Consider the following 14,013-nt stretch of genomic DNA (forward strand, 5'->3'; position numbering starts at 1 on the left):
GGGTCTGTGGCCTTTCGAAAGAAGTGGTCCCGGTCTCCGCAGCGGCTGCTACAGATGTCGGTACACGTCGTCGAGGTCCAGGCCGAGCGCGTGCATCATCACCTGCGCGTGGTAGAAGAGCTGGCTCAGCTCCTCGGCGGCCCGGTCCTTGCCCTCGTGCTCGGCGGCCATCCAGGACTCGGCGGCCTCCTCGACCAGCTTCTTGCCGATCGCGTGCACGCCGGCGTCCAGCGCGGCCACGGTGCCGGATCCCTCCGGCCGCGTCAGCGCCTTCTCACCCAGTTCGGCGAACAGTTCCTCAAAGGTCTTCATCGCGGGCCCAGCCTAGAGGTTGGCCGGTGACGCCCGGTCAACAGGTCTCGTCCAGCGGGACGAAGCTCAGGTCGACTCGGGGTCGTACGGCGCCCGCTGACCGGCCGGGAGCCGCTGCACGGACTCCATCAGGTCGGCCGAGTTGGAGACCGGCTTGTCGTCGTCGTAGTCGTCGTCCATGCCCTCGAGCAGGTGCTTGCGGACGAAGCTGCGCGGGTTGAGATCCCGGACGTCGAGATCGGCGAACTCCGGGCCGAGCTCGTTGCGCAGGTCGTTCTGGGCGTTGTTGACCAGCTGGCGCACCTGGCGCAGCAGCCGGCCCGCCGTCCGGGCGAACTCCGGCAGCCGGTCCGGCCCGAACAGCAGCACGGCGACGATGGCGATCACGACGAGCTCGAGCGGCCCGATGCCGAACATGTCCCCACCTTCTCCGGTCGTTCCCCAGTCCGCAGACAGGGTAGCCCGCGTGCGGTCAGCACGTCGGGCGGGTCAGCCTCACGTCGGCGGAGTCCCGCCGACTTTCCTTCCCGGTTTCCTGCCGGTCAACTCCTGGCCGCCGGACCTGCTGGTGTCCGGTTCCGGCCAACTACCCGGCGTACGGCGTCTCAGCCGGTCTGCTGCCCCAGCGTGATCGTGGCCTCGCGGGGACGGCCGGCGCGCTGGTACGCGAGCTTGACGGTCTCGCCCGGCCGGTGGGTGCGGATCGCGACGATCAGCCCCTCCGCCGTGTCGACCGGCTGGTTGTTGATCGAGGTGACGACGTCGCCGGTCCGCAGCCCGGCCTGCGAGGCCGGGGAGCCCGCGGTCACGTCGGTGACCCGAGCACCGCCCTCGAACCGCATGTCCACGTTCGCGCCGATCACCGGGTACGACGCCTTGCCGCTGGCGATCAGCTGCTGCGCGGTCCGGCGGGCCTGGTCGATCGGGATCGCGAAGCCCAGGCCGATGTTGCCGCTGCTGCCCTCCTCGGCGCCACGCACGGTGGCGATCGCGGAGTTCACGCCGATCACCTTCGCGTTCATGTCGACCAGCGGGCCGCCGGAGTTGCCCGGGTTGATCGCGGCGTCGGTCTGCAGCGCGTTGATGTAGGAGATCTCGCCCTCGCCGCCGGCGGTGACCGGGCGGTTCTTGGCCGAGACGATGCCCGACGTGACGGTCCCGGCCAGGCCGAGCGGCGAACCGATCGCGACCACGTCCTGCCCGACGATCGCCTGGTCGGAGCGGCCGAACTGGACGGCCGGAGCATCGATCCCGACCACCTCGACGACGGCCAGGTCGTACGCCGGGGAGCGGCCGACCAGGCGGGCGGTCGCGGCCTTGCCCTGCTGCGTGACGACCTGGATCGAACCGCCGTTGGCCGCGGCCGAGACGACGTGGTTGTTGGTCAGAATGTGGCCGGAGCCGTCGATCACGAAGCCCGAGCCGGTCGCGCTGCTGTCGTCGGCGCCTTCGACCTTGAGCTGGACGACGCTCGGCAGCAGGGCCTGGGCGACCGCTGAGACGCTGCCGGTGCGGATCTTCGGGTCGGCGCCGTTGCCGATCGCCGGGCCCGGCTGGTCGACGATCGGGTCGGGCCGGTCCAGCGCGACGACGGTCGCGGCCGCACCGGCGCCGGCGATGAGCGCGACGATCAGCGAGACGATCGCCGCGATCAGGATCGTCCGGCTCCCGTTGGGGTTCTTCGGCGGCTGGGACGGCGTGTACGCCCGTGCCTGCTGCTGGTGCCAGTCAAGCGGCGGCGGTGGCACGTACGTCGGCTGCGGTTGGGTCGGCCACGCCTGCCCTTGGTACACGGGCCGGAACGCGGGCTCTGCCGACTCAGGCCGTCCGAAGCTCCGCTGAGTCATCGACCGCTCGGCCTGCCGGTACGCCGCGTCGCCGCCCGGGGTCGCCAACGGCGCACTCCCGTTCTGCGGCGAAGGAGGCGTCAAAGCAGAAACAGCCGGGCTCGTCTGGGGCGCACCGGTTGCAGAGGTGGGCCTGCCGAGCGCGTCCGCGCCGGAGGCGCTGGACTCCGGGGACGCTGCCCCTCCTCCCCTTCCCCCCTCGGGGGCAGGCGGGGGCACCACGGGACCGGCGGTGGGGACCGGGCGGGTCGGTTCCGCGTCCTGTGGCGTTCGTACTGTCGGTTCGGCGTCGTCCCAGCTCACGGTGGCCGCCTCACGTCGTCGTTGTCTCGTGGTGAGAGCTCCGCAAAACACTCCCAGGTTTGATTATCCCAGCTTCCACGAGAGCGCACTCATCGGAGTGAGCCACGTCGCGATTCGGGCCAGTCCGGTACCCATCCGCTGCACCGGCGTCACCCGCGCCGGCACCTCGTGCGGGAACGCGTCCACGACCCGCGCCAGCACGTCCGCCGGCAGGTCGCCGACGAGTGTGTAGACGATCCCGCCCGACGACCACACGGCGTACGACGGCATCCCGTACCGCACGTGCACGCCCGGCGTCCCCGTCGTCCCGTACCCGGCGACGGCCTTCGGATCGAGTGCCCCACGCTGCTGGAACAGCGACACGTTGAACAGCCCGTCGGAGTACGAGAACTGCAGCACCCCGGCAGCGGTGTCCTGGTGCACGTCGTACAGCTCCAGGGAGTTCGGCAGCTCGCTCGTGCAGGTCCAGCCCTGCGTCCGCAGCCCGTCGACCCCGCCGAGCCCCATCGAGTCCGACCCGCCCGGCAGCATCGGCGGCAGGTGCCCGAGGAACTCGCCGTTCTCGATCTCCAGGTCGGTGAACACCGTCGCCCGCACCAGCGCCTTGCCGTCCGCCGCGAACAGCTGCCGCTGCAGCAGCAGCCCGGTCGCCCGGTCGATCCAGAACCGCGCCGCGAGCGTCTGGTCGTCCCGCAGCGCGTCCACCAGTACGGCGGCCCGTCCGATCGTGTCCGTGCAGCACCGGTAGACCAGCTGGTACGTCGCCTTGAGCAACGCGAGCGGTCCGCCGTCGACAGCCGGGCTGTGCCCCTGGGTGGCCCGCTGCACGAACGACTTGGCGTCCGACGAGCCGGAGCCGACCAGACTGATCTCCGACCCCTGCGAGGCCGCGTGCACGATGTCGAGCATCGCGGAGCTGGAGCCCTGCGGTCCCCACGAGGTGACGATCTGCGTGCCGTGGTACGAGATGTGGTCCGGCGCGGCAGCGGCCCGCTCCAGCCAGCTGACCGCCTGCGGCGCGTCCTCACGAGGTGACGCGGGCGCAGGCGTGGCTGTAGCGGGCAGGGGCAGGCCGATACCGATCAGGACAGTGCTGACCAACACCGCGAGCCGGGCAGGGCCGACCAGCCGGGTAGTACTCACAGGACTCAGCGCCCGCTCAGAGCCACCGGCTGGAGCGTCGGGCTCAGCCCGGCGTACCCAGTCCCGTTGTAGGAGTTGAAGAAGGCCACCGGGTCACCGAACGGGCTACCACCCGTGGTGGCCGCGTGGTCGGCCGAGAAGCTGGCCACGGGAGGCGCCAGCACCGGCGGCTGCTCGGTGCCACGCGCCGGGTCGCCCAGCACGAACGCCGTCCCCAGCAGGGAGGCGACCGCAGCGGCAGACCCAGCAGCACCCAATACGCCGGTACGCCGACGCGACCTCGGCGTCGTCGTCCGAGCAGCCGGTCTGGTCGCACCGGTCCGGGCGGCCGGGAACGCCGAGCGCTGCGGGCTGAGCGTGACAGCCGGCGTGACGACCGGCCGCACCTCCTCGCGCGGCTCCAGCGAGAACGCGGGCACACCCAGCAGGCGCTGCATCAGGTCGGTCGACGGCTCCGGGGACTCCAGGGCCGACATCTGCGCCTTCAGCCGGCGCTGGGCGTCCACCTCGGCGCGGCAGGAGTCGCAGCAGACCAGGTGGCTCAGCACCCGGTCGCGTGAGTCGTGGTCGAGCTCGCCGTCGACGGCGGCGCTCAGCTTGTCCAGCGGGTGCTGCACCGTCACCGGTCGTCACCTCCACCGACACGGTCGAGAACGGCGCTCGACTGGTTCAGCGCGGTCACCGGTCCCTGACCTCTACCGGCACGGCCAAGAACGGCGCTCGGCTGGCTCAGCGCGGCCACCGGTCCCTGACCTCTACCGACACGGTCGAGAACGGCGCGAGGCGCGACCGTCTCGGCGAGCGCCGGCGCGGGCTTGCCGCCGGCCTGCAGCTTGTCCTGCGCGATCATCGGTCCCCACCTCCACCGGGAAGGGGCCCGTCCGCGGGCGGGCCGCTGACTCGGGAGTGGCCGGTCCGGGGTGCGCGGTGCTCGAGGTGCTTGCGCAGCATCGAGCGGCCGCGGTGGATCCGGCTCCGGACGGTGCCGAGCTTGACGTCGAGCACCGCCGCGATCTCGTCGTACGTCATGCCTTCGATGTCGCACAGCACCACGGCCGCGCGAAAGTCCTCCGGCAACGCGTCCAGCGCGTGCTGGACGTCGTGGTCGAACTGGTCGGAGTCCAGCTTCTCGGCCGGGCCGCTGCCCTTGGCCGGCAGCCGGTCGTGCGCGTCCTCGGGCAGGCCGTCGAAACGGATCCGCTGCCGGCGGCGGGCGCCGTCCAGGAACAGGTTCGTGGTGATCCGGTACAGCCAGCCCTCGAACGTGCCCGGCGTGTAGCTCGACAGCGACCGGAAGACCCGGACGAAGACCTCCTGGGTGAGGTCCTCGGCGTCGTGCTTGTTGCCGGTCAGGCGGTAGGCCAGCCGGTAGACGCGGGCCGAGTGCGTGCGGACGATCTCGTCCCACGACGGCAGTACGTCGGGCTGGTCCTGCGGGAGCGACTGGGGGGCCAGGGCAGGCACCACGGAGGTGTCGACCGGCTTCACGGCAACGCCTCCCTGGGTCCTCTCGGCAACGAGCGTGACCACCATGGTGCCGTGTTCACCGTCCTCTGCGCACGTCGGGGACACCCGGGCTGAACCCTGAGATGCCGGTACGACGGTCCAACGGCGCGCGCGGACGGGAAGTTCCCGGTGATCACTCGTCCCCCAGTAGACGCCACGGGACCGGCGATCGGTTGACCGGGTGACCTATTTCTCCTCGATCACCGCGATCGGGTCCCCGTCCCGGACCACTTCCCCCTCGCTCACCTTGAACTCGGTGATCGTCCCGGCCACCTCGGCCAGCACCGGAATCTCCATCTTCATCGACTCCAGGATCACCAACGTGTCCTGCGGCCCGACGGTGTCCCCGGCCTTGGCGGTGATCTTCAGAACGTTCGCCACCAGCTCTGCCACCACGGTGTGACCCACGAGCACTCCTCCATCGCCGGAACCTGACTCCCGATCCTAGTGCGCACGGATTACCCCCCTCCCCACACCAGAAGCCCCCGCAACGCCGGTCAACTGGTGGCACCCCTGCAGCGGCCCGCGGCTAGCTGGTTGCGCGGCGGGCTCGGTGGGTGGCGACTCGGGTGCGGCTTGCGCAGGTGGGGGTGCAGAAACGGCGGGGACGCTTGGCGGCTGGGTTGACGAAGACCCGCTCGCAGTCGCCGGCCGCGCAGACGCCGAGTGCCTGAAAGCCGTGGCCGGCGGCGAACCCGGCGAGGCCGAGCGCCGTGCCGGCGGCCAGCCACTGCGCCCAGTTCGCACCCGGCTTCGCGACATGCAGGTGCCACGGCGATCCGTCGTGGTCCGACAAGTACGGCCGTACGGCGTACTCCGCGAGCAGGTCGTTCAGGATCCGCGCGGCCTCGGCGGGCTCGACGTGGAAGACCGGCCGGATGAGCTCGCGCACCTGGCGGACCTCGACCAGTTCCGGCCAGTCGATCCTGACCGGCTCGGACTCACCGTGGTCGAGCAGGAACTGCCGGACGTCGGCCGGCTTGGTCAGTTTCTCCGGCTCCAGCGTCCGGGTGTTGACCAGGTCGACCGCGAGCCGGACGAGCCGATCCGGAGTCTGCAGGCTTTCCATTGGCGCCATAGTAACGGCTTTGTTAGCGTAACGCGTAACTGATCCCAACGCGTTACAGCGAGGTGCATCATGCGGGCGTACTACTGGGCGGCGACGCTGGCCCGCCTCGGCGACGAGATGGTCGCGTTCACCTTGGTCCTGCTCGTGCTGGCTCGCACCGACAGCCCCGCGCTCGCTGGGATCACCGGCGCGGCGTACGCGCTCCCCGCCGTCCTCACCGGACCGCTGTTGGGGACGTGGCTCGACAGAACGGCGTACCGGCGTACGGCGCTGGGGCTGAACCAGGCGCTGCTCGGCACAGTCATGGTGACGCTGGTTTTCGTCACTGGGCACGCACCTGACTGGTTGACGCCCGCGCTGGCCGCCGTGGCCGGCGTGACACTCCCGATGGTGAGCGGCGGCTTCACCAGCATGCTGCCGTCGCTCGTGCCCAAGCGCCTGCTGGCCAAGGCGAACAGCCGCGAGGCCGCGAGCTTTGGTGCTGCCACGATCACCGGTCCGGCCGCAGCGGCCACTCTCGCCGCAGCCGTTTCCGTCGAGGCCGCAGTGGTGGTCATCGCGCTGACCGCGACGCTCAGCATCATCGCCATGGCCAAGCTCCCCGCACTCCCCGCCGCTGTCACCGCGGACAACCGCGAACCCTTCCTGGCCTCGATGATCGGCGGCCTGACCCACCTCGCGCGGACTCCCCGGCTGCGCGCATCCACGATCACCACCACGGCCCTGATGGGCTCGGTCGGCGTCCTGCTGATCACACTGCCGCTCCACATGAGCGCTCTCGGCGTACCTCGCTCGGCCGCCGGCTACCTCTGGACGGCGCTCGAGCTCGGCAGTGTCACCACCGCAGTCCTGCTAGGTCGTCTGCAGACTCGCTGGCGGCCCGAACTGGTCGTCATGGTTGCCGTCGCGGCGTACGGCCTCGCCATGAGCACCTGGCCGTTGGCCACCACGTTCCCCGTCCTCCTGGTGCTCGCAGCCGCCACTGGTCTCCTCGAGGGCCCGATGCTCCCGGCGATGTTCGCTGCCCGCCAGCAGTACTCCCCTGTCGAACTGCAAGGCCGCGTCAGCACCACAGCCGCCAGCCTCCGCGTAGGCGCCGCAGCCCTCGGCCAAGCCGCCGGCGGCCTGCTGGTCCCCGTAGTCGGCACCCACACAGCACTCCTAGCCGTAGCCATCTCCCTGATCGCCGCAGCCGCGCTCGGCCGACTCACCACCGAACGAAGGCCCACCCATGCCCTCACCCGCTGACCACCCGATCTCGCTCACCGATGTGCTGGCGGGCTGGGTGCACGGCTGGTCGATCTCGCGCAGCACTCCCCCGCCGGTCGCGCTGCCCGAGGGCTACCGCATCGACGTCTGCCAGCCGCGTCACCTGGTCCGGTACGTTCTGCCGACTCCGCAGCAGGACCTGATCGATCAGCTGCACGAGCCAGGCACCTGGCTGAAGACGGCGGGTGCCCTGCCCACGCTTTCGCGTCGCTGGACGCTCGAGCCGCCGGAGTACCTGATGGCCACCCCGCTGAAGCCGCCAGGGCCGAGCAACGCTGCTGGCGGCGGACTCGTGAAGGTGACAGCTGCAGGTGGTGGACTTATTCACCTGACCGTTGAGCTCGACGGCGTCGTCGCCGCCCAGGGACAGGTCGCCGTCTGGGGCAAGTACGCCACCTTCGACCAGATCGTCACCCAGCCCGCCTACCGGCGGCGCGGGCTCGGCTCGGTCGTGATGCAGGAGTTGTCGGCCGCAGCGGCGAGGCAGGGCGCCCGGACCGGCGTACTGGTGGCCACCGAAGCCGGCCGGGCTCTCTACACCCGGCTCGGCTGGGACCTGATCAGCACGCTCACGGTCGCCTGGATCCGGCCCTGAAGCCGTCATCGGCTGAGCCGCGCTGGCCCGAGGCGACCCGCGCAGGTCAATCCAGAATGACCGACCGGCTCAAGCTCCGCGGCTGATCGGGATTGAGCCCGAGCGCCAGCGACTTCGCGACCGCGACCCGTTGGGCGACCACCAGGGATGCCATCGGGTCGAGGTCCGCGTGGTGGACGACAGTGGCCCCCGTGGCGGTGATGTCGCCGAGCAGACCCTCAGGCGCGTCACCGAAGAGCCAGACCCCACGCCCGGGCTGGGCGATGGCGATCGGGCCGTGGCGGTAGTCCATCGCCGGATACGCCTCGGTCCAGGCCGACGCGGCCTCGCGCTGCTTCAGGCCGGCTTCGTGGGCCAGGCCGATGGTCCAGCGGGTGCCGAGGTAGCTGACCTGCTCCAGCTTGGCGAGTTCGTCGACGTCGATCGTCAGCGCGGTCTCGGCGTCGGCGGCGGCCTGGGTCAGGTCCTGGCCGAGCGACACCCGCAGCAGTGCCAGGGTGGTAGTCGCGAAGCGGGTCTGTACGACGGACTGCTCGTCGGCGAAGTCGAGCATGATCGTGTGGTCGGCCAGCTCGGTGATCGGCGAACCCGGCGTCGCGGTGATCGCGATCGTCGGCACCGACGTACGGCGAATCAAGTCGAGCACCTCGGTCGTCGTACCGGAGCGGCTGATCACCACGATCGCGTCGTACGCGCGGTCGAAGGCGAACTCGGACCCGGCGAACGCGTCGGTCTCGCCCTGGCCGAGGTCCTCGCGCAGCGCGGCATACGCCATCGCCATGAACCAGGAGGTGCCGCAGCCCACGGCCGCGACCCGTTGACCGGACTGCGGGAGTGCGCCACCGTACTGCGCGAAACCGGTCGCGACCTGTCGCCACAGGGCCGGCTGAGTGGCGATCTCGGTGCTCACGAACGGGGTGTCGGTCATGTCGTCTCCGTCGTTGTAATGGTCGAAACTGCTCGAACGTGATCGAATGGTGCCAACCGGCAGCCGCCCGGCTGACCGATTGTGTAGAGGAGGAGCCCCGGGTGAAGCGTTATGAACGGCTGAACACGTTGCTCGAGTCGCTGGCCGAAAAGGGCGCGATCGACGTCGACGAGCTCGCCGAGCAGCTGCACGTGTCCGCGGCGACGATCCGCCGCGACCTGGACCACCTGGGCAAGCAGCAGCTCCTCACCCGGACCCGCGGTGGCGCGGTCGCCAACGCGGTCTCCTACGACCTGCCGCTGCGCTACAAGACTGCGCGTTTCGCGTCGGAGAAGCAGCGGATCGCGCAAGCCGCGGCCACGCTGGTCCGGCGCGGCATGGTGATCGGCATGAACGGCGGCACCACCATCTCGGAGGTGGCGCGCACGCTGGCGACCCGGCCGGAGCTGTCGGCCGAGCACGGCGAGCCGGCCTTCACCCTCGTCACGAATGCGCTGAACATCGCCAACGAGCTGATCGTCCGGCCGCACGTGAAGATGGTGCTCACCGGCGGCGTGGCGCGGCCGCAGTCGTACGAGATGATCGGGCCGCTGTCGCACCGGATCCTGGCCGACCTGTCGCTGGACATCGCCTTCATCGGCGTCGACGGCATCGACGAGACCGGCGCCACCGCCCACCACGAGGGCGAGGCGAACATCAACCAGCTGATCGTCAGCCGGGCCGCCAAGGTCGTCGTGGTCGCCGACTCCAGCAAGCTCGGCCAGCGCGCCTTCGCCCGGATCTGCGAGCTGAGCGAGATCGACACGCTCGTCACCGACGCGCAGGCCGACGAGTCCCAGCTGGCCGTGTTCAAGGAAGCCGGCATCGACGTGATCCGGTCCTGATCGACTGAAATTCCGCACGGCCACCTCCCAGGGGTGATCTCTGACTCGTCAGCACGATCATATCTGACTCAAGGGGCCCTGTAATGAGCAAGAGTGCGCAGTCTCAGCGCGGGAGACACGGAAGCAGCACCGCAGGGCGCTAGGCTTTCGACGGATGAGGACTGCAGCGGCGAGACATTGGGAGGGCATCATCGCCACCGGCATCGACCCCGCGTCCTGGGCGTACGCCGAGGACTACACCGGCGAGACCGACACGGTCGCCGGTGCCCGGGCGAGCGCCAACGACAGCGGGATCTCCGCGATCGGACCCGGCGCCGCCTCCGCCCTGAGCGTGCTGGCCGCCGCCGTCGGCGCCAAGTCGGTGGTCGAGATCGGCACCGGCACGGGCGTGTCCGGCCTCGCGCTGCTGCGCGGCATGCGCCCCGACGGCACGCTGACCACGGTCGACATCGACGCCGAGAACCAGCGCCTGGCCCGCAAGACCTTCCTCGACGCCGGCATCCCCGCGAACCGCTTCCGCCTGATCGCCGGCTCCGCCCTGGACGTCGTCACCCGCCTGACCGACGGCCACTACGACCTGGTCTTCTGCGACGCCGACAAGCGCGAGTACACGGCGTACCTGCACGAGGCCCTGCGCCTGCTCCGCCCCGGCGGCGTCGTCGCTTTCGACAACGCCCTGCACGCGGGCCGGGTCGCCGACCCCTCCCACCGCGACGCCGACACCACCGCCGTCCGCGACCTGATCCGAGCCGTCCGCGACGACGACGACCTGGTCTCCGCCCTCCTCCCCTGCGGCGACGGCCTCCTGGCCGCCGTCAAACGCGCGGAGTGACCGACCCGCGCACCCTGAGTCACTGAAAGAGCAGGGAACTACCTAATAAAACCAACAAACATACTAAGATGGACTCTGATTAGTATGTTTGTTGGTTCTTTGGGGGTTCTTTTCCGCCACCAGCTACCCGCCCTGCTGACGGAGCTCGCCAACCGAGCGCGGGTCCAGAGCATCACCGCGTCGTCGGCGATCGAGGGTGTCGTCGTTCCCGACGTACGCCGAGCCGCTGAAGTCATCGACGGGCGGGCAGGGGTGCTGCGTACGAGAAGTGAGAAGGAGCTTGCCGGCTACCGCAAGACTCTCGACTACCTGTTTCAGGAGGACTGGCACCCGCTGAACCTGGGGCTCCTCCTGCACCTGCATCGGCTGCTCTGGTCGGAGACCGAGTACGGCGGTGGACAGCTGAAGACCGACGACAACCTGGTCGTCGACCGGTCGCCTGATGGGACGCAGACCGTCCGGTTTCGGCCCGTACCGGCGAGTGAGACGCCGGACTGCCTGGTGAACCTGATCGACCGGTACGACGCGGCGCAGCGCGCCGGCCGGCATCATCCTGTGCTGCTGGTCGGGCTCGCGGTCCTGGATCTGCTGGTCATCCATCCCTTTGCTGACGGCAACGGCCGCGTCGCTCGGGCGTTGACGAACGCCCTGCTGATCGACGCGGGGTACGAAGTCTGTCGTTGGGTTTCACTCGAGCAGCTGATCGCCGAGTCCGCGGACGGGTACTACGACGCGCTGCTGGCCTCCACGAACGACTGGCACGAGGACAGTGCGGACCCCTGGCCGTGGTTGAAGTACTTCGTCACGGTTCTGTCGTCGGCGTACGAGACCTTTGCGCAGCGCGCAGCGTCCGATCGCTCTGGTGGGACCAAGCAGGAGCGGGTCCGGAAGTACGTCCTCGAACACGCTGCTCCGGTGTTTCGGCTGGCCGACATACGGTCGGCCCTGCCGGGCATCAGTGATCAGACCATCCGCTTGGTGCTTGACCAGCTCAAGGCCGAGGGCCTGGTCACCCCCGACGGAGTAGGGCGGGGCGCAGTGTGGAGGCGATCGCCCGACGCGAGCCAGCTGCGCCGCTAAGCCTGCTCGGCATGGCCGGTGAGGCGGGTGATTTCGTTGGTGACCGTGTGCCAGGCCTCGCTGAGTGGGTCGATGAGCTCGTAGTGGCCCACGCCGTCCAGGCGGTCGAGCTTGGCGGTGGGGTGGGCGGCGAAGTAGGACTCGGAGACCGACAGCGGGACGCGCTGGTCGCGGGTGCCGTGGATGAGGGCTACCGGGGCGATGGGAGCCGGGAGGTGGGTCGGGTCCAGGTCGTTGCGGACTCCGGAGCTGATGAAGGCCTGTACGGCGCCGTCGTCGAGCCAGAGCTGGTCGGCGAGGAGGAGGTCGGCCACGGGGGCCAGAGCAACCACGCCGCGAAGCTGGACCGGGTTGAGCGTGGCTGCGGCCCACAGGGCCAGGTGGCCGCCTGCTGAGTGGCCTACGAGGACGTAGCCGGCGTGCAGGTCCATCAGGCTGGGCAGGCGGTCCAGGGCCTCGCGGACGTCGTTCGTCGTGATGTCGGGATGCCCGGGGACCCGGCGGTACTCCACGGACGCCACGGGCCAGCCCTCGGCGGCCAGGGCCTCGCCGAGCGGGCGGGCGTGGATGCGGTCGTACTCCGGCCGCCAGAAGCCGCCGTGCAGGAAGATCACGGCCGGGCGGTACTCCTTGGCGTGCCAGACGTCGACCACGTGGTCGGCGTCCTCGCCGTACCGGAGCTGCTCGTCGGGCTCACGGGCCTCGCGGGACAGCACTGAGCGGTCCTCGGTCATCCAGACCTCCCCAGGTAACGCGTCGCGTTGGCGGTCAGCAGCTTGTGCCGCTGATCGTCGGACAGGAAGGCGGCCTTGCGCACCACCTCACCGGCCGGACGCTCACCCAGCGGGTACGGGTAGTCACTGCCGACCATCACCCGGTCCTCACCCAGCGTGTCGACCAGCAGCCGCAGCGGGGCTTCGTCGAACACCACGGTATCGACAAAGAAGCGGTCCAGATAGTGGCTCGGGGCATGCATCGAGGCGCCGCGGACGATGTCGCCTCGCCGGTGCCAGGCGTTGTCGAGCCGGCCGATCCAGAACGGGAAGCTCCCGCCGCCGTGCGCGAAGCAGATCCGCAGCTCCGGAGGGATCCGGTCGAAGGCCCCGCCGAGGATCATCGCGAGCACGGACAGATGGGTCTCCGCGGGCATCCCGGTCAGCCAGCGCGCCATCCAGCGGTCGATCCGCGGGCCGCCCGGCATGTCCCAGGGATGCACCAGCACCGGGGCGCCGACGTGGGCGCAATGGGTGAGAAAGGCAACGATCCCCTCGTCGTCGAGGTCGCGGTCGCCGACGTGGTTGCCGATCTCGACGCCCACATGTCCGGCGTCGAGGCAACGATCCAGCTCCGCGCAGGCTGCGTCCGGATCCTGCAGCGGGACCTGGCAGAACGGGACGAACCGCTCGTCCCCGGCGAGCGTCTCCAGCGTGCGGTCGTTGAAGATCCGGGCCAGCTTGACCGCCTGGACGGTGGGGCGTTCGTACCCGAAGAACACCGGGGTCGGCGACACCACCTGCAGGTCGATGCCGTCGGCATCCATGTCGGTACGCCGTACGCCGGTGTCCCAGGCCTGCGGACCGACCGGCCGGAACTCGGTCTCGCCGACCATGATCATCGCGGCCCGCTCGGAGTCGATCCGCAACCACGGCCAGCCGGTCCCCCCACAGGCCTCGGCCAGGTCCGGCCAGCCCTTGGGGACGAGGTGGGTGTGAACGTCAACCGCCATCAGACTTTGCCGGGGTGCAGCGTGCCGCACTCCGGGCAGGTGCGGGCGTCCTCGCTGTCGTAGAAGGCCTTGAAGACCGGCGGCAGGTCCTCGACGATGTCGGTGACCTGCAGCTCGACCTCGTGCACGATCGCGTTGCAGTTGGCGCAGTACCAGCGGAACTTCTCCAGTACGCCGGGCTCGCGCACCCGCTCGATCACCAGGCCGATCGACTCCGGCCCGCGCTGCGGCGAGTGCGGCATGTTGCGCGGCAGCACCCACATCTCGCCGGCGTTCACCTCGACGGTCGCGGGACCGTCCTCTGTCATCACGTTCACCCGCAGCTCTCCGGAGATCTGGTAGAAGAACTCCTCGTACGGGTCGACGTGGAAGTCGGTGCGCTGGTTCGGCCCGCCGACGACCATCGTGATGAAGTCGTCCCCGGTCGGGAACATCTGCTTGTTGCCGACCGGCGGCTTCAGTAGGTGCTTGTTCTGCTCGACCCACTCCGGAAAGTTCGTCGACTCCAGGTTGACCATT

Annotated in this window: 18 protein-coding genes; 5 read left to right on the forward strand and 13 right to left on the reverse strand. The window is 69.9% G+C overall.

The features are described from left to right. Nucleotides 1–48: 48 nt before the first annotated feature. From ABD235_RS29505 to ABD235_RS29545, 9 genes are all read right to left on the reverse strand, one after another. Nucleotides 49–312: a phosphoribosyl-ATP diphosphatase gene (locus tag ABD235_RS29505; RefSeq protein WP_344180056.1), complete on the reverse strand. Its 264-nt coding sequence runs from the start codon at nucleotides 310–312 to the stop codon at nucleotides 49–51. Nucleotides 313–378: 66 nt separating this feature from the next. Next, on the reverse strand, nucleotides 379–729 hold the full coding sequence (locus tag ABD235_RS29510; protein ID WP_344180059.1) for a sec-independent translocase: 351 nt from the start codon (nucleotides 727–729) through the stop codon (nucleotides 379–381). A gap of 188 nt (nucleotides 730–917) precedes the next feature. After that, nucleotides 918–2,207 carry a S1C family serine protease gene (locus ABD235_RS29515; protein ID WP_344180062.1) on the reverse strand — a complete coding sequence of 430 codons (1,290 nt, stop codon included), beginning with the start codon at nucleotides 2,205–2,207 and terminating at the stop codon, nucleotides 918–920. Between the two features lie 318 nt (nucleotides 2,208–2,525). Continuing rightward, nucleotides 2,526–3,605, reverse strand: coding sequence for a sigma-E factor regulatory protein RseB domain-containing protein (locus tag ABD235_RS29520; protein ID WP_344180064.1), 1,080 nt, complete (start codon nucleotides 3,603–3,605; stop codon nucleotides 2,526–2,528). Between the two features lie 5 nt (nucleotides 3,606–3,610). Beyond that, entirely contained in the window at nucleotides 3,611–4,228 is a 618-nt protein-coding gene (locus tag ABD235_RS29525) for an anti-sigma factor family protein (protein WP_344180067.1), read from the reverse strand. Beyond that, nucleotides 4,225–4,455: a hypothetical protein gene (locus ABD235_RS29530; RefSeq protein WP_344180069.1), complete on the reverse strand. Its 231-nt coding sequence runs from the start codon at nucleotides 4,453–4,455 to the stop codon at nucleotides 4,225–4,227. The genes ABD235_RS29525 and ABD235_RS29530 overlap by 4 nt, the downstream gene beginning before the upstream one ends. After that, the gene (gene sigE / locus ABD235_RS29535; protein ID WP_344180071.1) at nucleotides 4,452–5,138 is read right to left on the reverse strand and encodes an RNA polymerase sigma factor SigE; all 687 of its coding nucleotides are present in this window, start codon (nucleotides 5,136–5,138) and stop codon (nucleotides 4,452–4,454) included. Before sigE ends, ABD235_RS29530 begins: the two co-directional genes overlap by 4 nt. Before the next feature lie 159 nt (nucleotides 5,139–5,297). Next, nucleotides 5,298–5,519: a biotin/lipoyl-binding carrier protein gene (locus tag ABD235_RS29540; RefSeq protein ID WP_344180073.1), complete on the reverse strand. Its 222-nt coding sequence runs from the start codon at nucleotides 5,517–5,519 to the stop codon at nucleotides 5,298–5,300. Between the two features lie 121 nt (nucleotides 5,520–5,640). Continuing rightward, entirely contained in the window at nucleotides 5,641–6,180 is a 540-nt protein-coding gene (locus ABD235_RS29545; RefSeq protein WP_344180075.1) for a CGNR zinc finger domain-containing protein, read from the reverse strand. 69 nt (nucleotides 6,181–6,249) lie between these two features. Between ABD235_RS29545 and ABD235_RS29550 the strand changes: the two genes are divergently transcribed. Next, nucleotides 6,250–7,428 (forward strand): MFS transporter, encoded by a 1,179-nt coding sequence (locus tag ABD235_RS29550; RefSeq protein ID WP_344180077.1) that lies wholly within the window; start codon nucleotides 6,250–6,252, stop codon nucleotides 7,426–7,428. Further along, entirely contained in the window at nucleotides 7,412–8,044 is a 633-nt protein-coding gene (locus ABD235_RS29555; protein ID WP_344180079.1) for a GNAT family N-acetyltransferase, read from the forward strand. Before ABD235_RS29550 ends, ABD235_RS29555 begins: the two co-directional genes overlap by 17 nt. A 46-nt stretch (nucleotides 8,045–8,090) precedes the next feature. Here the strand turns inward: ABD235_RS29555 and ABD235_RS29560 are convergent, their stop codons facing one another. Beyond that, a complete protein-coding gene (locus ABD235_RS29560) occupies nucleotides 8,091–8,972 on the reverse strand; it encodes an SIS domain-containing protein (protein WP_344180082.1) in 882 nt (293 codons plus the stop codon). A gap of 101 nt (nucleotides 8,973–9,073) precedes the next feature. On the opposite strand from ABD235_RS29560, the gene ABD235_RS29565 reads away from it, so the two are divergent. The 3 genes from ABD235_RS29565 to ABD235_RS29575 all read left to right on the forward strand — a co-directional run bounded on the left by ABD235_RS29565 (nucleotide 9,074) and on the right by ABD235_RS29575 (nucleotide 11,768). Next, nucleotides 9,074–9,856 (forward strand): DeoR/GlpR family DNA-binding transcription regulator, encoded by a 783-nt coding sequence (locus ABD235_RS29565; RefSeq protein ID WP_112244167.1) that lies wholly within the window; start codon nucleotides 9,074–9,076, stop codon nucleotides 9,854–9,856. A 154-nt stretch (nucleotides 9,857–10,010) separates the two neighbouring features. After that, a complete protein-coding gene (locus ABD235_RS29570; protein WP_344180085.1) occupies nucleotides 10,011–10,688 on the forward strand; it encodes an O-methyltransferase in 678 nt (225 codons plus the stop codon). 99 nt (nucleotides 10,689–10,787) lie between these two features. Beyond that, nucleotides 10,788–11,768: a Fic family protein gene (locus ABD235_RS29575; RefSeq protein WP_344180087.1), complete on the forward strand. Its 981-nt coding sequence runs from the start codon at nucleotides 10,788–10,790 to the stop codon at nucleotides 11,766–11,768. Here ABD235_RS29575 and ABD235_RS29580 read toward each other — a convergent pair. The 3 genes from ABD235_RS29580 to ABD235_RS29590 are packed head-to-tail and all read right to left on the reverse strand — an operon-like array spanning nucleotide 11,765 to nucleotide 14,012. Continuing rightward, the gene (locus ABD235_RS29580) at nucleotides 11,765–12,502 is read right to left on the reverse strand and encodes an alpha/beta hydrolase (protein ID WP_344180089.1); all 738 of its coding nucleotides are present in this window, start codon (nucleotides 12,500–12,502) and stop codon (nucleotides 11,765–11,767) included. The genes ABD235_RS29575 and ABD235_RS29580 overlap by 4 nt on opposite strands. Then, complete coding sequence (locus ABD235_RS29585) at nucleotides 12,499–13,494, reverse strand: amidohydrolase family protein (RefSeq protein WP_344180091.1); 996 nt, start codon at nucleotides 13,492–13,494, stop codon at nucleotides 12,499–12,501. Before ABD235_RS29585 ends, ABD235_RS29580 begins: the two co-directional genes overlap by 4 nt. Further along, entirely contained in the window at nucleotides 13,494–14,012 is a 519-nt protein-coding gene (locus tag ABD235_RS29590) for a 3-hydroxyanthranilate 3,4-dioxygenase (RefSeq protein ID WP_344180093.1), read from the reverse strand. The genes ABD235_RS29585 and ABD235_RS29590 overlap by 1 nt, the downstream gene beginning before the upstream one ends. Between the last annotated feature and the right edge of the window lies 1 nt (nucleotide 14,013).

The sequence above is a fragment of the Kribbella lupini genome, assembly GCF_039529595.1.
Lineage (GTDB): Bacteria > Actinomycetota > Actinomycetes > Propionibacteriales > Kribbellaceae > Kribbella > Kribbella lupini.